Here is a 17,924-nt window from a genome sequence, read left to right as displayed (position 1 = left end):
ACCCCTGCCTTTACGACGGCTGCGCCGCCGATCGCAGCCTGCGGCAGCGGCTACAAAAGCCGCTCCGTCGCCTCAAGGCTTGTAGCCCTGCCCCAGCAACCAGCCACGCACGGCCCTGTCCTGCTCCGCGCTCAACCCCGCCAGCAGCTGTTGCGCCGGTTCGTTGGGCAAGCGGCGCAACAGCGGCGCCAGCTCCACCCCCTGCACATGCCAGATGCCCAGCGGCTGGTCCGGGGTGATCACCACCTCGGCTTCATCCACCAGGCCCTCGCGCAATACCGGGGCGCGCTCGATGCGCAGGGCGGAAAAGTCCGCCACGGCGTGCGCCGGCTCGCGGTCCGGCCATTGCCGTCGGGCCTGCCAGAACGGCTGCTCGGCCCAGCGCTGCTCGTCGGCGTAGAAATCGCGGCCGATGCGGGCGAAGCGCAGGAACAGTTGCTCCACCCGCCGAGCATGGAAGCGCTGCGCCAGGGCCGCGCGTTCGGGCCGTTGCAGTAGCGTGTTGATTACTGCCGGCGCCTGCAACGCCGAGGACAGCGACTGGAAGATACCGTTGCCCGACAGCGGGTCCACGGCCATGGCCGCGTCGCCCACGCGAATCCAGTTGGCGCCACACACCTGCGGGCAGAGAATCGCCGTGCTGCTGCGCGCGTGCAGCTGCAAATCAAGCTCCGGCCCATCAGCGAAAAACTCCCGCACCAGGGCCGAACCCCGGCGCCGCTGACGGCAGTAATCCAGCAGTTGCGCCTTGCCCGGTAACTCGGCGCTGGCCACGTCCACTGTCAGTTGCCAGTAACACTGGCCATCGGCCTGGCGCGCCATCCAGGCCCAGCCGTCCTCAAGGCTGTGCACGGCGCTGGCGGTGGCGCCCGGCGCGCCCTGCCAACGGTTGAGCAGGCTGAGCGTTTCCGGGCCCCGCAGGCCTTTGCCCAGCGCTTTACTCAAGGCAGGCGCCTGGCGCCCGCGGGCCTCTACCAGAAATTCCGTTAGCCGCTCGGCCTGCCCCTCGATCCGCAGCCGATGCCCGCTCGCCGTCGACTGCACCTCCAGCACCCGGCCTTCGATCAACTCGACCCCGGCCTCGCGCAGATCCTCGCGCAAGCCACGATCGAAGCGCGGGCGATCCAGCAGGTATTCGACGTTCTGCCCATGGCTCTGGCCGTTCCATGCCACCTGACGCTGGGACGCCTGCAACCCAGCCTCCAGCGCCCGCCCCAGGCCGGCGCCATGCAGGGCTTCGAGCACCCGCAGCGACACCCCTTCGAGCGCCGGGAAACGCCGCCACTCGCTGACCAGCGCCACCGCGTAGCCCAGCCGTCTTAAACCCAGGGCCACCGCGGCACCGGCCGGACCGGCGCCGAGAATCAGCAGCGGCCTCATGGCCAGCCGCGCCGTTCGGGGCCGTGATAGCGGGCATGGGTCTGCAGCCACTGGACCACCTGCGGGTTGTCGGCGTCGTGGTGTTCGCCGAGGTAACCGGCGATATGCCCGCTCAAGGCCGCGCAGCCCAAGCTCGCGCCGGACTGGCCGGGGTGGCTGCCCTGCACGCAGGCGGCGAAATCCGCCTGCTGGCTGTCGAGCCACGACCATTCGCCGGGGGTGCAACGGGCATCGCCGGTCACCCGCAGCACACCCGGGTAGCGGGCCGGGAATACGCCTTCGCCCTGGGCCGGGCTCGATGCGCACAACAGCACGCCGCGGGCCAGGGCGGCGGCGCAGGCTTCGCGCAACAGGCTGCGGTCCTGGCGCAGCCCCAGGCTGAGGTTGATCAGCCGCACCCGCTGGCTCACCAGCCAGTCCAGGGCGCTGGCGATCTGCAGGGCGCTGGTCACCCCGCGCTGGTCGAACACCTGGGCCACGCAGAAACGCGCCTTGGGCGCCCGCTCGCGGATCGCCTCGATGATCGCGCTGCCGTGGCCGAGGGGGTCCTCGCGCAAGTCGCCCTCGCCCACCCCGTCCTCCACCAGGTAGAAACGCCGCCCGGCCACCACCTGCGGGCGTTGCGCGGCCGTATGCCCGCTGTCGACCACGCCGATCCGCAGCTCAGGCTTCATGGGGCACCTTCACCGATTGCAAGACGCCGTCCACCAGCTCGAAACGCAGGTCGGCGTCGGCCAGGGTCGAGGGCCGGTGGCTGATCAGGATCCGCGTGCGCCCGGCGAACAGCCGGTCGATGGCCTCGATCACTTCGCGCTCGGTGCTTTCGTCCACCGCCGAGGTGGCTTCGTCCAGCACCAGGATCAAGGGGTCCTGGAGCAGCGCGCGGGCAATCGCGATCCGTTGTTTCTGCCCGCCGGACAGCTGCTGACCGCGCTCGCCCAACGGGCTGTCGAGGCCTTCGGGCAGCGACTCGATCAGGCTGTCCAGTTGCGCCAGCCGCGCCACCTCGGCCACCGCCGCGCGCGGTGCGTCGGGCACGCTGTAGGCCAGGTTGTCGGCCAGGCTCCCACGGAACAGCACGATGTCCTGGCTGACCACGGCGATGCGCCGGCGCAGCTCGAACAGGTCGAGCTGGCGCAGGTCGACGCCGTCCAGCAGCACCTGCCCGGACTGCGGGTCGTGGTGGCGTTGCAGCAGGTCGATCAGGGTCGACTTGCCGACCCCGGAGCCGCCGCCCAGGGCCACTTTCAGACCATAGGGAATGCGTGCCTCGATGCCGCGCAGGGTGCTGGGGCGCCCCGGGTGGCTGAAATGCACGTCGCGGAAATACAGCTCGCCGCCGCTGGGCATCGGCAGCGGTTGGGCCGGCGTGGTCACGCTCGGTTGTTCGCCGCGCAGCTCCATGACCCGGCCCAGGCTGACGGTCATGCGCTGGATTGCCACGTACAGCCCCAGCAGGCTCTGCACCGGCCCCACGGCCATGCCCAGGTAAGTGGAAAAGGCGATCAGCGCGCCCAGTTGCCAGGTGCCCTGCACCACCCAATAACCGCCGATCAAAAACGCACAGGCCCGCGACAGCGAGGTCAGGGTGCCGGGCACCGCCTGGGTGAAGAACTCGCTGACCTGCAGGCGCAGCAACTGGCTCATGTAGCCCTGGCCCAGGCGCTCCAGGCGCCGGGCTTCGCGCTGCTGCTGGCCGGCGCTCTGGATGAACTTCATCACCGGCAGGGTCTCGACCATGAACGACGACATGTCAGCCGAACGCTCGCGCAGTTGCCGCACGTCGCGCTCGACCTTGCGCCGCATCCAGCGCAGCCAGAGCAGGTCCAGGGGAATCAGCAACAACGCCAGCAACGACAGCTGCCAGGACAGGGTCACCAGCATTGCCAGGGCCACCAGCAGGCCGATCACGCTGGACACCGCGGAGAACAGCGAGTCGACGGCAAACCGCTGGATCTCCGCCACGTCGCCATCGAGCCGCGACATCAGGTCGCCGATCCGCCGCTGCCCGTAGAAGCCCGGCGACAGGCGCTGCAAATGGCGGTACAGGTCGTCGCGCAGGGCGAACAGAATCCGCCCCGACAGGCGCGTGTGCAGGTAGCGGTTGATGCCCGACAGCGCGGTGCCCAGCAGCCCGGCGAGGATCATCAGCCCGGCGATCCACACCAGCATCGGGAAATTGCGCGCCAGCAGGCCGTCGTCGATCAGCAGCTTGGTCAGCCACGGCTGCACCAGCACCAGCAGCGAGGCGCACACCGACAGCGCCAGCAGCCCGGCGATGGCCAGGCGCTGCGGGCGGACAAACCCATACAGCCAGCGCAAGGCGGCTTGCAGGGCCGCGGGGTCGGGGCTGTCCACCAGCCGGCTGAGCAGGCGCGACATCAACTGCGCAACTGCTTGAGCTTGCGGTACAGGGTGGCGCGGCTGATGCCCAGGGCATCGGCGGCGGCGGAAACATTGCCCTGGTGACTGTCCAGCGCCTGGCGGATCAGCTCCAGCTGGTTCTCGCGGATGCTGCCGGTGGCCGGCCGCTCGCTGGCGTTGAGATCGTCGAGCATGCTGTCGGGCAAGTGGTCCAGGCCCAGGGCCGCTTCGCCCTCCTCGCGCATCGCCAGGGCGGTGCGCAGGACCATCTCCAACTGGCGGATATTGCCCGGCCAGTGATAGCCGGCCAGCAGCTGGCGCAGGTCTTCGGCCAGGGCCACCCCGGGGCTGCCGAGCTTGGCCAGCAGGACCTCCAGCAGCGCGTCGAAGTCCTCGCGTTCGCGCAGCGCCGGGAGCATCACGCTGATGCCGTTGACCCGGTAGAACAGGTCCTCGCGGAACTGCTTGTCGGCCACCTGCTGCTTGAGGTCGCGGTGGGTGGCGCAGATCAGCGCGATGTCGATGTCCTGCTCTTCGCCGGCGCCCAGCGGCGCCACCTTGCGGTCCTGCAACACCCGCAGCAGGCGCGCCTGCAAGGCCAGCGGCATATCGCCGATTTCATCGAGGAACAGGGTGCCGCCGTGGGCCTGTTGCAGGCGGCCGATCATGCCGCCACGGCGCGAACCGGTGAAGGCGCCCTCGCGATAACCGAACAGCTCCGACTCGATCAGGCCCTCGGGGATCGCCGCGCAGTTCACCGCGATAAAGGGTTTGTCGGCGCGGCTGCCGGCCAGGTGCAGGGCGCGGGCAACGACTTCCTTGCCGGTGCCGGTTTCCCCCAGCAGCAATACCGGCAAGGCATTGGCCAGGCCCTGGCGGGCCATGCGCAGGGCGCGGGCATAACGGCTGTTGCTGCCGGCCAGATTGTCGAGTTGTGGGTCGAGTTGCGGATGGCTCGGGGCATTCTTCGGCGCACTGCGCGGCACGCTGCTGACAGTGATCGAGCGTTGCGGCGCGCGCAGGGTCTTGTAGAAAAACTCGCCCTTGGCGGTCTGCAGGCTGCCGATGCCGCCCTGTTGCAGGCGCGCCAGCAATTGCAGGCCGTCGACGCCGAGAAATTCCTCGCAGCGCCGGCCGACCAGGGCCGCGCGCGAGGCATTGAGCAACTGGCAGGCCTGGGTGCTGACCGCGAGGATCTGCCCGCCCAGGCTCAGGGCCAGCAGGCCCTGCCAGGGGGATTCGAGGTACTGCCGGCGGCTGTGGAAGGCCAGGACGATCTGCTCCGGATAAGAAGCGTTGAACACCCGGCTCTCGATCTGGCTGACCGCCATGGCCAGCAGCGCCGAGCTGTCCTGGAAGCGCCCCAGCGGACCTTCGCGGGTCAGGTCGAGCACGCCGAGGATCTCGCCCTGGGGGCAATGGATGGGCACCGAAGTGCAGGAAAAATGGCTCAGGCGATCCAGGTAATGTTCACCGCAATCGATCAGGGTCGTGCGGGCTTCCACCAGCGCCGTGCCCAGGGCATTGGTGCCGCGGGTGGCTTCGCTCCAGCAGGCGCCGAGGGTGATGTCCTGCACGCCGCTGCCCTTGAGCCGGTCGGCGCGGCCCTCGATCGACAGAATGGTGGCGTCGGCATTGGCCAGGATGATCAGGCCATCCTGGCCCTGGCGCTCGGCCAGGTAGTCGATGGCGGGGATCGCCGCGTCGAGCAGCAGGCGATTGCTCGCCAGCAGCACCTCGAGGCTGGCGCCGGATTCCAGGGTCAGTTCCGGCTGGCCATTAAAGTGCACGCCATGGCTGAGGCTGCGCCGCCATGAAGCATCGATTTCCGCACGCAATACGCCGTCGGGGACTTCGCCTTCCAGATGGAGTTTTGCCCGGGCCAGTCCGGCCTTGTGCTGCAGCTCGCCCGTTGTTGTTTTTATGAGAGTCATCAAGCGCTCCGAATCGGTCCGCCCGGCCCTCCCCGGTCCATTCCCTTGGATTGCGAGGAGCACGCAAGCCAAGGCCAATGTCTACACCCGGTTCAGATGGCAGTAAAGGGAAGTTTGGCCCGTGGCCAGCCTTGCCTTTAAGAAGCAAAACCTGCGCCACGGAACAAACCGCGCCAGGGCATCTTGACGTTAACGTAAAGCGGATGGCAAGTGCCGTATGGCGCAAAGGAGACGGCTGCGTCATCGCCCATCGCGGGCCATCGAGCGTCGCCCGGCCGCTCCTACAGATGCCGGTGTCTCTGTAGGAGCGAGGCTTGCCCACGAAGCGATTTCACAACCACAGCAATCAGAACTTCCAGGCTGAGGCTACGGATGCATTCGCCGAGACAGGTGCACCTGTACAGGTCACTGCCACTTTGCTTTGCAGGCAGGCAGGCAGAAATACGCACGATTTATTTGTGCCAACCTACAACTTTGCCAATGACCCATAGGAGAAAAACAAAGCCCAGAAGCCCGATTACGCTCCACTGCAGCCATGCCAACTTCCGTTTAAATGGCAGGGGAAAATGGTTTAAGTCCTCAGCGCTCAACGCCCCTCTTTTGAGATAAAAACCGGGAAACGTCACGATCCCGGAGATACCCCCAATCAGTAAAAGTTTCCCCCAGGGACCGCCGTGCCTTAACGGAGCGCGGGCCATGATGGCTGAACAGTTTTTCAGATGGTCCAAGAGTTCATCCAGCTTGGTATAAGCCATGTGCAACGCGACACCGATCCAGACAAATGCGCCGAGAATCACGACTCCGCCCAGGTAGCCGAAAACGATCTCAGGGGTATTCATTGGCAGCTCTCGTAAATGACCTCAAACAACACCCAGCTTGACCACCGCTGCAAGCCCCGTCATGACCACTATCAGCCCTAGCGCACTCCACTGCAGCACGACCAACTTGCGCTTAAGCGCCGCAGGAAACCCAAGCAAATCCTCAGCGCTGACCCAGCCACGCTTAAGGTAAAAATTGGGGAAAGTCACAAAACCGGAAATGCTCCCGACCAGAATCAATTTCCCCCACGGACCGCCGTGCCTGAGCGTGGTCAGTGTGCTGAGCACAGCACTGTTCTGCAGATGCTCCAACATCACATCCATCTTGGTGTAGGCCATGTGCAATTGGATGCCGAGCGCAATAAACATCCCCGCAAAATCGATGAATCCGACCACCAGGAATATTTTGTCTGCCGTATTCAGGCTCATTTGACTGCCTTATTACTGCACTATCTTTTCCGACCCTGATATTTTTGGTAATGCTCATGACGATGTATCGCGATTTTTTTAGGCGCCATGAGTCCCAAGCGAACATGTTTGCCCTGAATATCCATCACGCTGACCACTATCTCCTCACCGAGTTTGAACGTCTCACCTGGCTTGCAACTAAGCAACAGCATTTTCATTCCTTATCTAGATCGAAAAATACATGAAAAAAAATGTGATACGGCAACTGTGTACTTAAATGAGGTCGTTCTTCATGTGGCGTATTTCATTAGATCGCCGCTACTGGAGTGAATGCAGTCATTCAAATTTCCGGTCTGCGATCCGGGTGCTCTGCGTCATAGCCTTGTTTGGGGTGGGCGGGTAGAGGGTGGTCTCTCATCAAATTAGGGAAGCGCAAATTAGGATTGGCATCTAGCTGTTTCGACAAGTTGGTATACAACTCATGGAGCTTAGGGTCTGACTGATATCCAAAGTTATATATTGGCCGAGGTACGGCGTCGAAAGCTCCTTTTAAATTGCTCAATCCCGTGGAACTACCCAGCGATGCAGCACGTTGATAGTAGGAAAGCGCAAGGGGCATATTCTGTTTAGCATTTTTATAAAACGATGCTGTTTTTGACACGGCATCTGCATTTTCCTGCCCCCCCGCACATCGGTAATAACGTTCAGCCATGTCATCATCCTGCTTATCCCTTGGGAGCCCAAAAGCGAAGTATTGGCCGATTTGAACCTGTGCCAATGGACTGCCCAACTGTGCCGCCTGGAACAGATAGGAGCTGGCCATCCGGTCCGACTTCAACACCCCACGCCCGTTTTCAGCCACTACAGCCCAATCGTAGTAACCCAGTGGGACTTTGAGTTTCACCATACGTTCATAGAGGTCGAGCATCTTGCTGGTGTCTTGTTCAACACCAGGTTGTCCTGGCCAACCCGTGCGATAGAGTCCCGCCAGGTTATGCATCGCCTTCCAATGATCTTTAGCGATGGCTTTTTCGTAGAGTCCAACGATAGTTCGCCAGTCTTTGACGCCCCGCACTTTCTCCAAAGCTCGCGCCTGTTGAAACCAACTATCGGCCTCGGCATCCAGTGGCGGGTTGTGGTCTTTTTCGTAGGCACAGGTAAAGGTTGGGTAGGCCATGGCCGGAGTGCTATTGAATACGCTGCATATGCAGACAGCACAAAAAACCATTGTTTTAATCAATTGCCCTAGTATGCACCGACGTTTTTCTTGGTACATAAGATGGCTCATATCTCCGGCCTGCGATCCGGATGTTCCGCGTCAAAGCCTTGTTTGGGATGGGCGGGTAGAGGATGGTCTTTCATCAGATTAGGGAAACGTAGATTACGGTCAGCTCGGAGCTGTTTCCATAGACCGGAATAAAACTCATGGAGTTTTTCATCTGGCTGATATCCAAAATTATCTATAGGTTCCGGTTGAGCCGAAAATGCTCCACTGAGAGAGCTTAACCCTGAGGAACTACCCAGCGATGCGGCACGCTGATAATAGAATAATGCGAGAGGCATATTTTTTTTAGCTATCTTATAGAACGCAGCCGTTTCGATAATTGCATCCGGCGAATCTTGAGCGCCGGCACATCGGAAATAGGCCTCGGCCATTTGATCGTCCTGTTTGTCTCGTGGTAACGCGAATGACAAGTAATTTCCGATTTTAACTTGTGCCAAAGGACTACCCAATTGTGCCGCTTGAAACATATACGAACTGGCCATCCGGTCTGACTTCAAAACGCCTTGCCCGTTCTCGACAACCACGGCCCAGTTGTAATAACCCAACGGCACTTTGAGTTTGACCATACGCTCATAAAGATCGAGCATCTTGCTGGTGTCTTGTTCTACCCCAGGCTGTCCTGGCCATCCTGTACGATAGAGTCCCGCCAGGTTATGCATCGCCTTCCAGTGATTTTTGGCAATGGCTTTTTCGTAGAGCCCAACGATGGTTCGCCAGTCTTTCACTCCACGCACTTTCTCTAGAGCGCGAGCCTGTTGAAACCAACCATCTGCTTCGGCATCCAGTGGTGGGTTGTGGTCTTTTTCGTAGGCACAGGTAAAGGTTGGATAGGCCATGGCCGAAGTTCCACTCAATAACAATAAAAAAGTAAGGGCACAAAAAGAGAGAGCTTTAATCAATGGCTTTGGCATAAGGCGTCTCCACATCCCAAAAGCGTGTCAAGTGGGTTATCAACGGTTCATTTTTGTTTTTGTTCTTCCAGTTTTCATCCATCACTTTATTCCACTTAATGAAGTTCTCTAGCCCATCACAACTCCCTTTGTCATCGTTAAACGACTCACCTGCATGCAACTTCCACAACTCCTCCCGCCAATGCTTGGCCAGCTCGGCATCCGGCGCAGCGAGGCCTAATTCAGAGTCGGTATGCAGGCTGCGGGCGTTGATGTTCGCAGAGCTGAGCAGGCTGAAGACGTCGTCCACCACCAACAACTTGGAGTGCACGTAGATATCCCGGAAGTAGGCCTGTTGCCCCTCGGATAAAGTGCTTCCGGGGTCCGGCGTGCAGGCAGTCAGGGTGGCGATGACGACTTTGAGACCGGGTATGTCCTTGAGGGTGTAGGGTTTGGGCTCTTCACCGTCATTCGATTTTGGCTTGCCGAGTTCAGGAATATCTTTTGCCTTGAGACCGCCCAGGCGCTGTTCGACCTCAGGGGTAACGCCCTTTTTTTCCAGCTCGGTGATCTCACGTTTGAGTATCTCGGCTCGGTTGAGCTGAGCGCGCTGCACGTAGGGGTCGGTGTGTGGGTTGGCCTCCAGATACGCCAACTGGCTGCGCTTTCGCAGCATATCTTCCGTCAGCGTACGCTGGGCCTGGGGCATCAGTTGCTCCTGCCCGAGTTCCTGCAAGGTGGCGTAGGTGGTGCTGGAAAAACCCCTTTTGTTTGGGTTGTTGGTAACCACGAACACGTACAAGTCCTTGTCTCTGCCTTTGGCGATATAAGCGGCCGCCAGCTCGCGTAACTGTTTGGCAAACGCCGGGTAGCGGAAGTACTGGTTTTCAAAATAGGCGTAGTTGCGCACGTTGCCTAACGCTTTGTGGTAGAGCTCCAGAATCGAGGTTTCCGCCCCTTCTTGCGGCTGGGTGCGGCAAATCTGTGCCATGGTCGAGCCAGCGGCTTTGAAATTGTCTGGCTTGATAGCCTCGCGCTGATCGCGCAGGCCATCGGTAAACCATTTCTTGATCCAAAAGGTTTCCCGATCCCAGGCAGTGCTGAAGTTGTGGTTCAGGTCATGCAGCACAGGCCCTTGCACTTTCATCGACAAGTCCTGCCATGGGCCGAAGCCCGGGCTGCGCCGGGCGGCTTTGTCGTCATACAGGTGCGCGCTGGTATCCCAGTAATTGCGATGCATGTTGTGCCCCATGACAAAGCCGACCGCGTTCGCGGTGTCTTCATAGTCCACCAGCACCATCTTCTGGTGGTGGCTGGCAAAGAACGTCAGCGCGAGCATGTGCGCAAAGTTGACGTCGGGCGCTTCGCCTTTTATCAGTCGATAGAGCGTCGCCAGACGCCCCTTTTCCTGGACCACTTGAGGTCCGCGCATGATCGCATTGAGCGGAACTTCGGTGGAGAAATCGCGGGTGCGAAACTCAACGTTCTGCATCCGCCCATCGTGCAGGCGGTTAAACCACTCCCGGGTGTACTGCTCATCCTGAGGGGCATATTTGGGCCCACCCGAGCCTTTGAGCGTGTTGTAGCCGCCCTCCCCATTCAGCTGAGCTTCGATGTCAGCCAGCATGGCCTGCAACTCACGTTCACGCGCGGGATTGGGCGGCTGAGGGCGCTTGCCTGCACCGTCAACCTGCCGTTGAGCCGCATACAACTTGGCCAGTTCATCCTGATAATAAGTGCGCTGAAATTCCAACGTCTGACGGTACTTGAGGTCCTTATCGGAGGCTGCGCTTGCGCGGGCCACGCCCGATCCCATTGCGGTGCCTCCCGAACCCGCGAGGCCATCACCGATGATGGTGTTTTCGACAAAGTTGGCCAGCGGGTTTTTCCAGATCAACACACGCGTCTTGACGCCGTGTCGACCTTGAACATCCAGCAGTTCACCGATTCGATCACTGTCGGGCTTGAAGCACATCGCCGGGTCAAATCCCCAACTGATGATTTCGATGCTCTTTTGCGCGCCCCGAATGGCATCGTATACAGCGCCGAATGCGTGCTCACCGTTGATCAGCGGGGTGACCTGTATACCGGCTCGCGGCGGGTAAAGCGCTTTTCTGGCGAACCAGTCCATGGTCAAGGCCGTGGACTTGTGGGCTTTAGGCGTTAGCTGGATAACTTCCTTGCTGTAGTCCGTTGTCATTCGATGGCTTCCTGCACTCAATGGCTCTTCGGCTTGCTTGCCGGATTCAAGGTAGCGGCGCGGTAATCATCTGTTGAACCCAAGGGTTCGAGCTGATCGGCCTGGGCGTGATAGTCGCGATAACCTTGGCGTGCCAGTTGCTGATTGGGTGAACCGGATTGGCTGCTGTCTTCTTTGGGCTCAATCTCGAAGCGATGACCATTCACCAGTTCTACCGCATAGGCTTGAGTGCCAGGGACGTGCTCGAATGTGATCACGCCATCGGCCCCGGTCAGGCCCTCCTGAATAGCCGCGCCATCGGCAAACAGGGTATACGGCTCATCCTCGTATCCTGGAAGTCCCGGTAACGGGCTCACGATCGCGCTCAGTTTGTGTATGACATCCGGGGCGGGTTGCGAGACCGCAGGTTCCAGAAGCTCGCCCGCGTTGTCCCTGTCAGCGGGTAGCGGAATGATGGGTAATAACGCCGCATTCTCGGTACCTTGGCCCGGCGCCCCTCCCGAATTGATCCTCACCTGTGGCCCCACCACGGTAACGCCACCAGCATCCAACTTGATAAAGCTGCCTCCCGCTTTCAGCGTGAGCTCTGCTCCGGCTTCGAGCACCATTTTTTGTCCAGCCTTGAGATGGATTTCCTGACCGGCCTGAATCAGTTGAGCCGTGCCGAGTTTGATGTGCTGGTCCTGGCCAACGATTAGATGATCGTCGGCTTTGACTTCGACTTTGCGGTCGGCGTGGGTGGTGCGGTGTTCTTCGGCCTTGAGTTCGGTGTAGGTGTTCTTTTCCACCGTGTCGTGACGTTCGTGGCCGATGCGGATTTTCTGGTCGTGTTCGATGTTTTCGTCCCAGTCGCGCTGGGCGTGGATAAAGATCTGCTCGGCGCCTTTTTTGTCTTCGATGCGCAGTTCGTTGTAACCACAGCCGCCTGGAGAACTGAGGGTCTTGAAGGTGCTGCGAGTCTTGTTGGCGGGCAAGTCATAGGGGACCTGGTTTTCCTTGTGATACAGGCAGCCGGTGATCAACGGTTGATCGGGGTCGCCCCCGAGGAAGGTCACCAGCACTTCCATGCCAACGCGAGGAATGGCAATGCCGCCGTAGTGAGCACCGGCCCAGCCGGAAGAGACGCGTAACCAACAGCTGGTCTTATCATCGCTCTGCCCCGCGCGGCCCCAATGGAATTGCACCTTCACGCGGCCGTACTGGTCGCAGTGGATTTCTTCGCCTTGGGGACCGGTGACTTTGGCCGTTTGGCTACCCAGCACGCGAGGCTTCGGATGCTTCAGGGGTGGACGGTAGAAAACGTCCCACGGTGTGGCGAGGAAGCGATTGCGGTAGCCCTGGTGGAAGCCGTCCTTGTTGTCACGGGAGGCGTCGGCGGTGTCGCTGGTCACCGACTCTTCCAGCACCTGCGGCTGCTTGCCTTCGTGGACGATATGGGTCAGCAGCCACAGGTCGTTCCACTCGCTGCGCGGGTGCTCGGACAGTTCCAGGAAATGGCCGCTGACCAGGCGTGTCTGGTCGCCCCAGCCTTCGGCCTGCTGGTAGTCGGCGCGGTGGCGTTCGAGGGCGCGCTGGCTGAGGAATTTGCCGCGCGCACGGTCGGTGAAGCGGCCCGGGTAGTCGTAGTCTTCCAGGTCCGGCTCTGCGCTTTCAGCCTCGGGTTTATAGGCCGCTTCCAGTTGCAGGCGCGGCTTCTCGAAGTCGTAGTCGCGGCGGGTGGTGCGGCGGGTGCGGGTTTCCAGGCGCAGGTTAAAGCCCTTGATCACTGGCTCATCGGCGACCATGCCGCTGCCCTGGATATAGGCGATGGGCTGGCCGAGCTTGGGAAACACCGTCTGGTCGTCGCCGAACACCAGCAGGTGGCCTTGCGGGCTGTGCTGGAAGTGGTAATGCAGGCCTTCCTCTTCGCACAGGCGCTGGATGAGGTGCAGGTCGGTTTCGTCGTACTGCACGCAGTAGTCGCGGTCCGGGCACGGCGTGCCGAGCTGGAACTGGTAGGCGTTGCCCTGGATGCCGTGCTCTTCGAGGATCAGGGCGATGATCTTCGGCGCCGACATCTGCTGGTAGATGCGCTGGTTGGTGCGGTGTTCGAGGTAGGCCAGCTGCGGCACCAGCGACACCTTGTAGCGGGTCAGGCGCTTGCCGGCATCGCCCTGGGCCACGCGGTAGATCTGGCCGTGGATGCCACTGCCCTCTCCGTTCAAAGCAGCCGGATCGAAAGCCAGGAACGCCTGCTTGTGCAGCAGCGTTTCCAGGTCCAGGTCGGGGTTCTCGCTGACCAGTTCCAGATCGAAACGGAACGGCTGGCTGATGCCTTCGGTCCCCTTGAAAGAGACTACTTGCAAGTCGCTTTGGACGCCTTCAATGCTCAGGCTGAAGTGAGTTTCATTGGCTCTGTTGAACATCCTTTGTTCCTTTGGACTGCGACATAGCGAGCGCGAGCTCTGGTGCGCGGACTTGATGTCAGCGCAACTCGTTTTTGGCCTGGTCACATCCAGATTCGGCCAAGCTGAACAGCCGAGCCAGGCTAGCAAGTCACCCACGGCATTGATCTAGGAAACGTCCTAAACCTCCTGGAAAGAATTGGAAGAAGACGTCAGTTTTTTCAGCTAATGACTGGCCCACCATCCAGTGTCTGAATGCTCGCCTCGCTGCTGCTGAGCGATGGTGTGGCGTTGCTGGATGTTGCCCAGGGCAAGGCGATGCTAGGGCCGTCCCTAAGCGCTTGAGCCTCCCCTCCCGCCGTCCTCTGCGGCAGCCTGTTGCAGGCGCTAAAAAAGCCCCTGGATCTTTTGATTCGGGGCTTTGCTATGAGGGGCGTTCAGGGGTGGCGCGTTATCGTTAACGTTCATCGCGGGCAAGCCTCGCTCCTACAGAAGCACCACTGTCTGTAGGAGCGAGGCTTGCCCGCGAAGCGATCTGACAACCACCGCAATCAGAGTTTCCAGGCCCCAGCCTCGGCAAAGAATGCCCGTGCGTTGTCTTCCAGGCTTTCCAGGTGATAGCCGCCTTCCTGCACGATCAAACACGGCAGGCCGAGGCTGCGGATGCATTCGCCGAGGCGGGCGAAACCGGCGCGGGTCACCGCCACTTTGCTTTGCGGGTCGAGCTCGTAGATGTCGAAGCCCAGGGACAGCACCAGCACTTGCGCGTCGAAGGTCTTTACCGCCGCCAGGGCGGTTTCCAGTTGGGCGAGGAAATCGGCTTCGCTGGCGCCGTGGGCCATGGGCAGGTTGAGGTTGTAGCCCAGCCCCGCGCCGCTGCCGCGCTCGTCGGCGAAGCCGGCGACGCCCGGGTAGAAGTTGGTCGGGTCGCCGTGCACCGAGACGTACAGCACGTCGTCGCGCTCGTAGAAGATTTCCTGGATGCCCTGGCCATGGTGCATGTCGGTGTCCAGCACCGCGACCCGGGCGAACTTCTCGCGCAGCACCTGGGCGGCGATCGCCGCGTTGTTCAGGTAGCAGAAGCCGCCGGCGGCTTCGGCCCGGGCGTGGTGGCCCGGCGGGCGGCACAGGGCGTAGGCTGCCGGTTCGCCGTCGAGCAAGGCCCGGGCGCCGGCAATCGCGCTTTGCGCCGACCAGTAGGCCGAACGCCAGGTCAGCTCGCCCACCGGGCAACTGCCATCGGCCAGGTAACGCGCGGCCTGGGCGAGGATGCCGCGCAGGGCGTTGGGCTCGCGGACGAAGATGTTCGACATCACCTCCTCGCCCCAGTCCTCGGGAATTTCCTTCCAGCGCTGGTGGGCTTCCTTGAGGAATTGCAGGTACGCCGCGCCGTGCACCGCCAGCAGCGGCTCCAGGCCGGCATCCTCCGGTTGCTGCACGTCAAAGCCCAGGGAATGCGCGGCCTGCACCAGGCGCTGGGCGCGCTCGGGCACTTCCTGGGGCGTGCGCATCTGGCCGCGGGAGTAATAGCTGCGCGGGTGGTGCAGCAGCTGTTCGGGGTGGAAAAAACTGCGCATGACCTTCTCCTTATGCAACCTGGCCGGCGCGGGCCAGCACGGCGTTGAGCAATACGTCGGTGCCCTGGCGCACGTCCTCGGGCAAGACGTCTTCGGCTTCGTTGTGGCTCAGGCCGCCGACGCAAGGGATGAAGACCATGGCCGTCGGGCAGAACCGCGCCAGATGAATCGCGTCGTGGCCGGCGCCGCTGACGATCGATTGTTGAGCGTAGCCCAGGCCGTCCACCGCCTGCTGCACCGCCGCCACGCAGTCGGCATCGAAGGGCGTGGCCGGGCTGATCCAGTGCGAGCTGATGGTCACCTTCAGTTGGCGTTGCTCGGCGATGGCGCCAAGCCGCGCGCGCACCTCCTGCTCCATGGCGGCGATGGCGCTGTCGCGGTGGTGCCGCAAATCGACGGTGAACTGCAACAAGCCGGGAATGGTATTGCGCGAGGACTTGGCGATGCTCAGTTCGCCGACGGTGGTCAGGCCCTCGGGGGCGAAATCCGTGGCCAGGGTTTCGATCGCCAGGATCATCTGCGCGGCGCCGTAGAGCGCGTCCTTGCGCAGCGGCATGGGCGTGGTGCCGGCGTGGGCCGCCATGCCTTCGACCTGCACGTCGAGCCAGCGGATCGCCTGGCCACCGCTGACTACGCCGATGCTCTTGGCGTTGTCCTCGAGGATCGGCCCCTGCTCGATATGCGCCTCGAAATAGGCATCCACCGCCCCGCCCAGGGGCCGTGTGCCGGCGTAGCCGGTGGCGTGCAGCGCCTCGGCGACGCTGATGCCGTCGGCGTCGCGCACCGCCAGGGCGGTCTCCAGGTCCATGATCCCGGTGAACACCGCCGAGCCGAACATGGCCGGGGTAAAACGCGCGCCCTCCTCGTTGGTCCACACCGCCACTTCCAGCGGCTTGCGGGTCTGGATTTGCAGATCGTTGAGGCGGCGCACCACCTCCAGGCCGGCGAGCACGCCGTACACGCCATCGAAGCGCCCGCCTTCGGGCTGGGTGTCGAGGTGGCTGCCCATCATCACCGGGGCGGCGTCGGGATCGCTGCCCGGACGGCGGGCAAACAGGTTGCCAATGGGGTCGACGCTCAGGCTCATGCCGGCCTCCAGGCACCAGCGGGCGAACAGTTCGCGCCCGGCCTTGTCGTCTTCGCTCAGGGCCAGACGGCAGCTGCCGCCACGGGCGGTCGCGCCGATTTCGGCCATGGCCATCAGGCTCGCCCACAGGCGTTCGCCGTTGATCTTCAACATGCTTCGGTTCTCCGGATGCGATAAAAACTCAAGCCATTTCCAGGCGGTGGGCGGCGGCATGCCGGCGAGACAGGGCCAGCACGCACAGCAGCGAGATAGTCGCGATCAGGCTGTAGAACAGCGCCATCGGCCACCACTGGCCGGCAAACTGGTGGGCCAGCCAGGTGCCGATCAGCGGCGTCAGGCCACCGGCCACGGCGCCGCAGACCTGATAGGCCAGGGAGATCGCGGTGTAGCGCACGCGGGTCTCGAACATGCCGCTGACGTAGCCGGCGATCACCGCATAGAAGGACGCCATGCACACCACCGCCAGGGCGATGCCGAGGATGATCAGCGGCGCCTGGCCGCTGCTCACCAGCACGAACATCGGGTACGGCGACGCCATGGCCAGCAACGACGCCAGGCACAGGAAACGCGTGGCGCCGAGCTTCTCGGCGGTCCAGGCCGCCAGCGGCTGGATGCAGAACTGGATGATTGCCACCACGAACAGGCATTCCAGGATCAGCGAACGCGGCAACCCCAGTTGCTGGGTGCTGTAGGCAATCATGAAGGTGTTGGTGAAATACACCCCGGCGATGCCCAGGGTATTGGCGCCGATGCACAGCAGCAGCGGGCGCCAGGCGCTTTGCAGCACTTCCATCACCGGCGCCTGCTCCTTGCGCTGGGCCTTGTGAGCCTGCTCGCGGCTGGCGAGGAATTCCGGCGACTCATTGACCCCCAGGCGAATCGCCAGGCCCACCACCAGCAACAGCGCGCTGGCGAGGAACGGCATGCGCCAGCCCCAGCTCATCAGGTCTTCTTCGGGCAGGCGGGTGACTGTGCTGAAAGCCAGCAGCGACAGGATCAACCCGGCCGGGCTGCCCAGTTGGGCGAAGGAGGCGAAGAAGTTGCGCCGGCCCTTGGGCGCATGCTCGCCGGCCATCAACACCGCCCCGCCCCACTCGCCACCGACGGCAATGCCCTGGACGATGCGCAGCAGGATCAGCAGCACCGGCGCCGTCGCGCCGATCTGTGCATAAGTCGGCAGCAGGCCGATGCACACCGTGACCACGCCCATCATCAGCAGGGTGATCACCAGGGACTTCTTGCGCCCGATGCGATCGCCGATATGGCCGAACACGATGCCGCCCAGTGGCCGGGCGAAGAAGCCCACGGCGAAGGTGCCGAAGGCCGCCATGGTGCTGAACAGTTTGTCGTCGGAGGGGAAGAACAAGGCGCCGAACACCAGCGCCGCAGCGGTGGCGTAGATGTAGAAGTCGTACCACTCGATCATGGTGCCGATAAAGGCGGCGGCCGCCGCACGGCGCGGCTGGGGCGAAGCGGAAGGCTTCATGGATCGTGCTCCTTTGATTATTTTTCTGGCAGGAGAGAACGGGAACGCAGAGGCACTCTGGCGGCGCCTGTCTGGGAGGGATTTATCGTCGCGGGCCTATAATTAGTCAAT

The 17,924-nt window shown here is 62.2% G+C and carries 14 protein-coding genes; all 14 read right to left on the bottom strand.

Annotated elements, in window-relative coordinates; translation table 11 throughout:
• Positions 1-72 precede the first annotated feature (72 nt).
• The 14 genes from NRG23_RS29510 to NRG23_RS29450 all read right to left on the bottom strand — a co-directional run bounded on the left by NRG23_RS29510 (position 73) and on the right by NRG23_RS29450 (position 17,813).
• The gene (locus tag NRG23_RS29510) at positions 73-1,380 is read right to left on the bottom strand and encodes an NAD(P)/FAD-dependent oxidoreductase (RefSeq protein WP_257373136.1); all 1,308 of its coding nucleotides are present in this window, start codon (positions 1,378-1,380) and stop codon (positions 73-75) included.
• A complete protein-coding gene (locus NRG23_RS29505) occupies positions 1,377-2,054 on the bottom strand; it encodes a S8 family serine peptidase (protein WP_124301926.1) in 678 nt (225 codons plus the stop codon). The genes NRG23_RS29510 and NRG23_RS29505 overlap by 4 nt, the downstream gene beginning before the upstream one ends.
• A complete protein-coding gene (locus NRG23_RS29500; protein ID WP_016702424.1) occupies positions 2,044-3,762 on the bottom strand; it encodes an ABC transporter ATP-binding protein in 1,719 nt (572 codons plus the stop codon). Before NRG23_RS29500 ends, NRG23_RS29505 begins: the two co-directional genes overlap by 11 nt.
• The gene (locus NRG23_RS29495; RefSeq protein ID WP_257373135.1) at positions 3,762-5,678 is read right to left on the bottom strand and encodes a sigma-54-dependent Fis family transcriptional regulator; all 1,917 of its coding nucleotides are present in this window, start codon (positions 5,676-5,678) and stop codon (positions 3,762-3,764) included. The genes NRG23_RS29500 and NRG23_RS29495 overlap by 1 nt, the downstream gene beginning before the upstream one ends.
• 452 nt (positions 5,679-6,130) lie before the next feature.
• The gene (locus NRG23_RS29490) at positions 6,131-6,517 is read right to left on the bottom strand and encodes a hypothetical protein (RefSeq protein WP_257373134.1); all 387 of its coding nucleotides are present in this window, start codon (positions 6,515-6,517) and stop codon (positions 6,131-6,133) included.
• 21 nt (positions 6,518-6,538) lie between these two features.
• Entirely contained in the window at positions 6,539-6,925 is a 387-nt protein-coding gene (locus tag NRG23_RS29485; protein ID WP_101282987.1) for a hypothetical protein, read from the bottom strand.
• A gap of 20 nt (positions 6,926-6,945) precedes the next feature.
• Entirely contained in the window at positions 6,946-7,116 is a 171-nt protein-coding gene (locus NRG23_RS32970) for a carbon storage regulator (RefSeq protein WP_096375011.1), read from the bottom strand.
• Between the two features lie 128 nt (positions 7,117-7,244).
• A complete protein-coding gene (locus NRG23_RS29480; RefSeq protein ID WP_232788591.1) occupies positions 7,245-8,180 on the bottom strand; it encodes a tetratricopeptide repeat protein in 936 nt (311 codons plus the stop codon).
• Between the two features lie 8 nt (positions 8,181-8,188).
• Positions 8,189-9,100, bottom strand: coding sequence for a tetratricopeptide repeat protein (locus NRG23_RS29475; RefSeq protein ID WP_257373133.1), 912 nt, complete (start codon positions 9,098-9,100; stop codon positions 8,189-8,191).
• The gene (locus tag NRG23_RS29470) at positions 9,081-11,279 is read right to left on the bottom strand and encodes a phospholipase D-like domain-containing protein (RefSeq protein WP_257373132.1); all 2,199 of its coding nucleotides are present in this window, start codon (positions 11,277-11,279) and stop codon (positions 9,081-9,083) included. The genes NRG23_RS29475 and NRG23_RS29470 overlap by 20 nt, the downstream gene beginning before the upstream one ends.
• A 17-nt stretch (positions 11,280-11,296) precedes the next feature.
• On the bottom strand, positions 11,297-13,684 hold the full coding sequence (tssI, locus tag NRG23_RS29465) for a type VI secretion system tip protein VgrG (RefSeq protein ID WP_257373131.1): 2,388 nt from the start codon (positions 13,682-13,684) through the stop codon (positions 11,297-11,299).
• Between the two features lie 530 nt (positions 13,685-14,214).
• A complete protein-coding gene (locus NRG23_RS29460) occupies positions 14,215-15,240 on the bottom strand; it encodes a histone deacetylase family protein (protein WP_257373130.1) in 1,026 nt (341 codons plus the stop codon).
• 10 nt (positions 15,241-15,250) lie between these two features.
• Entirely contained in the window at positions 15,251-16,480 is a 1,230-nt protein-coding gene (locus NRG23_RS29455; protein WP_257373129.1) for a Zn-dependent hydrolase, read from the bottom strand.
• Between the two features lie 28 nt (positions 16,481-16,508).
• Positions 16,509-17,813 (bottom strand): MFS transporter, encoded by a 1,305-nt coding sequence (locus tag NRG23_RS29450; RefSeq protein WP_053269609.1) that lies wholly within the window; start codon positions 17,811-17,813, stop codon positions 16,509-16,511.
• Positions 17,814-17,924: the final 111 nt, after the last annotated feature.

This window comes from Pseudomonas sp. T8, assembly GCF_024610635.1.
GTDB lineage: Bacteria > Pseudomonadota > Gammaproteobacteria > Pseudomonadales > Pseudomonadaceae > Aquipseudomonas > Aquipseudomonas chlororaphis_I.
Note: the sequence above shows the minus strand (reverse complement) of the source record. Positions and strands in the feature narration are given on the sequence as shown.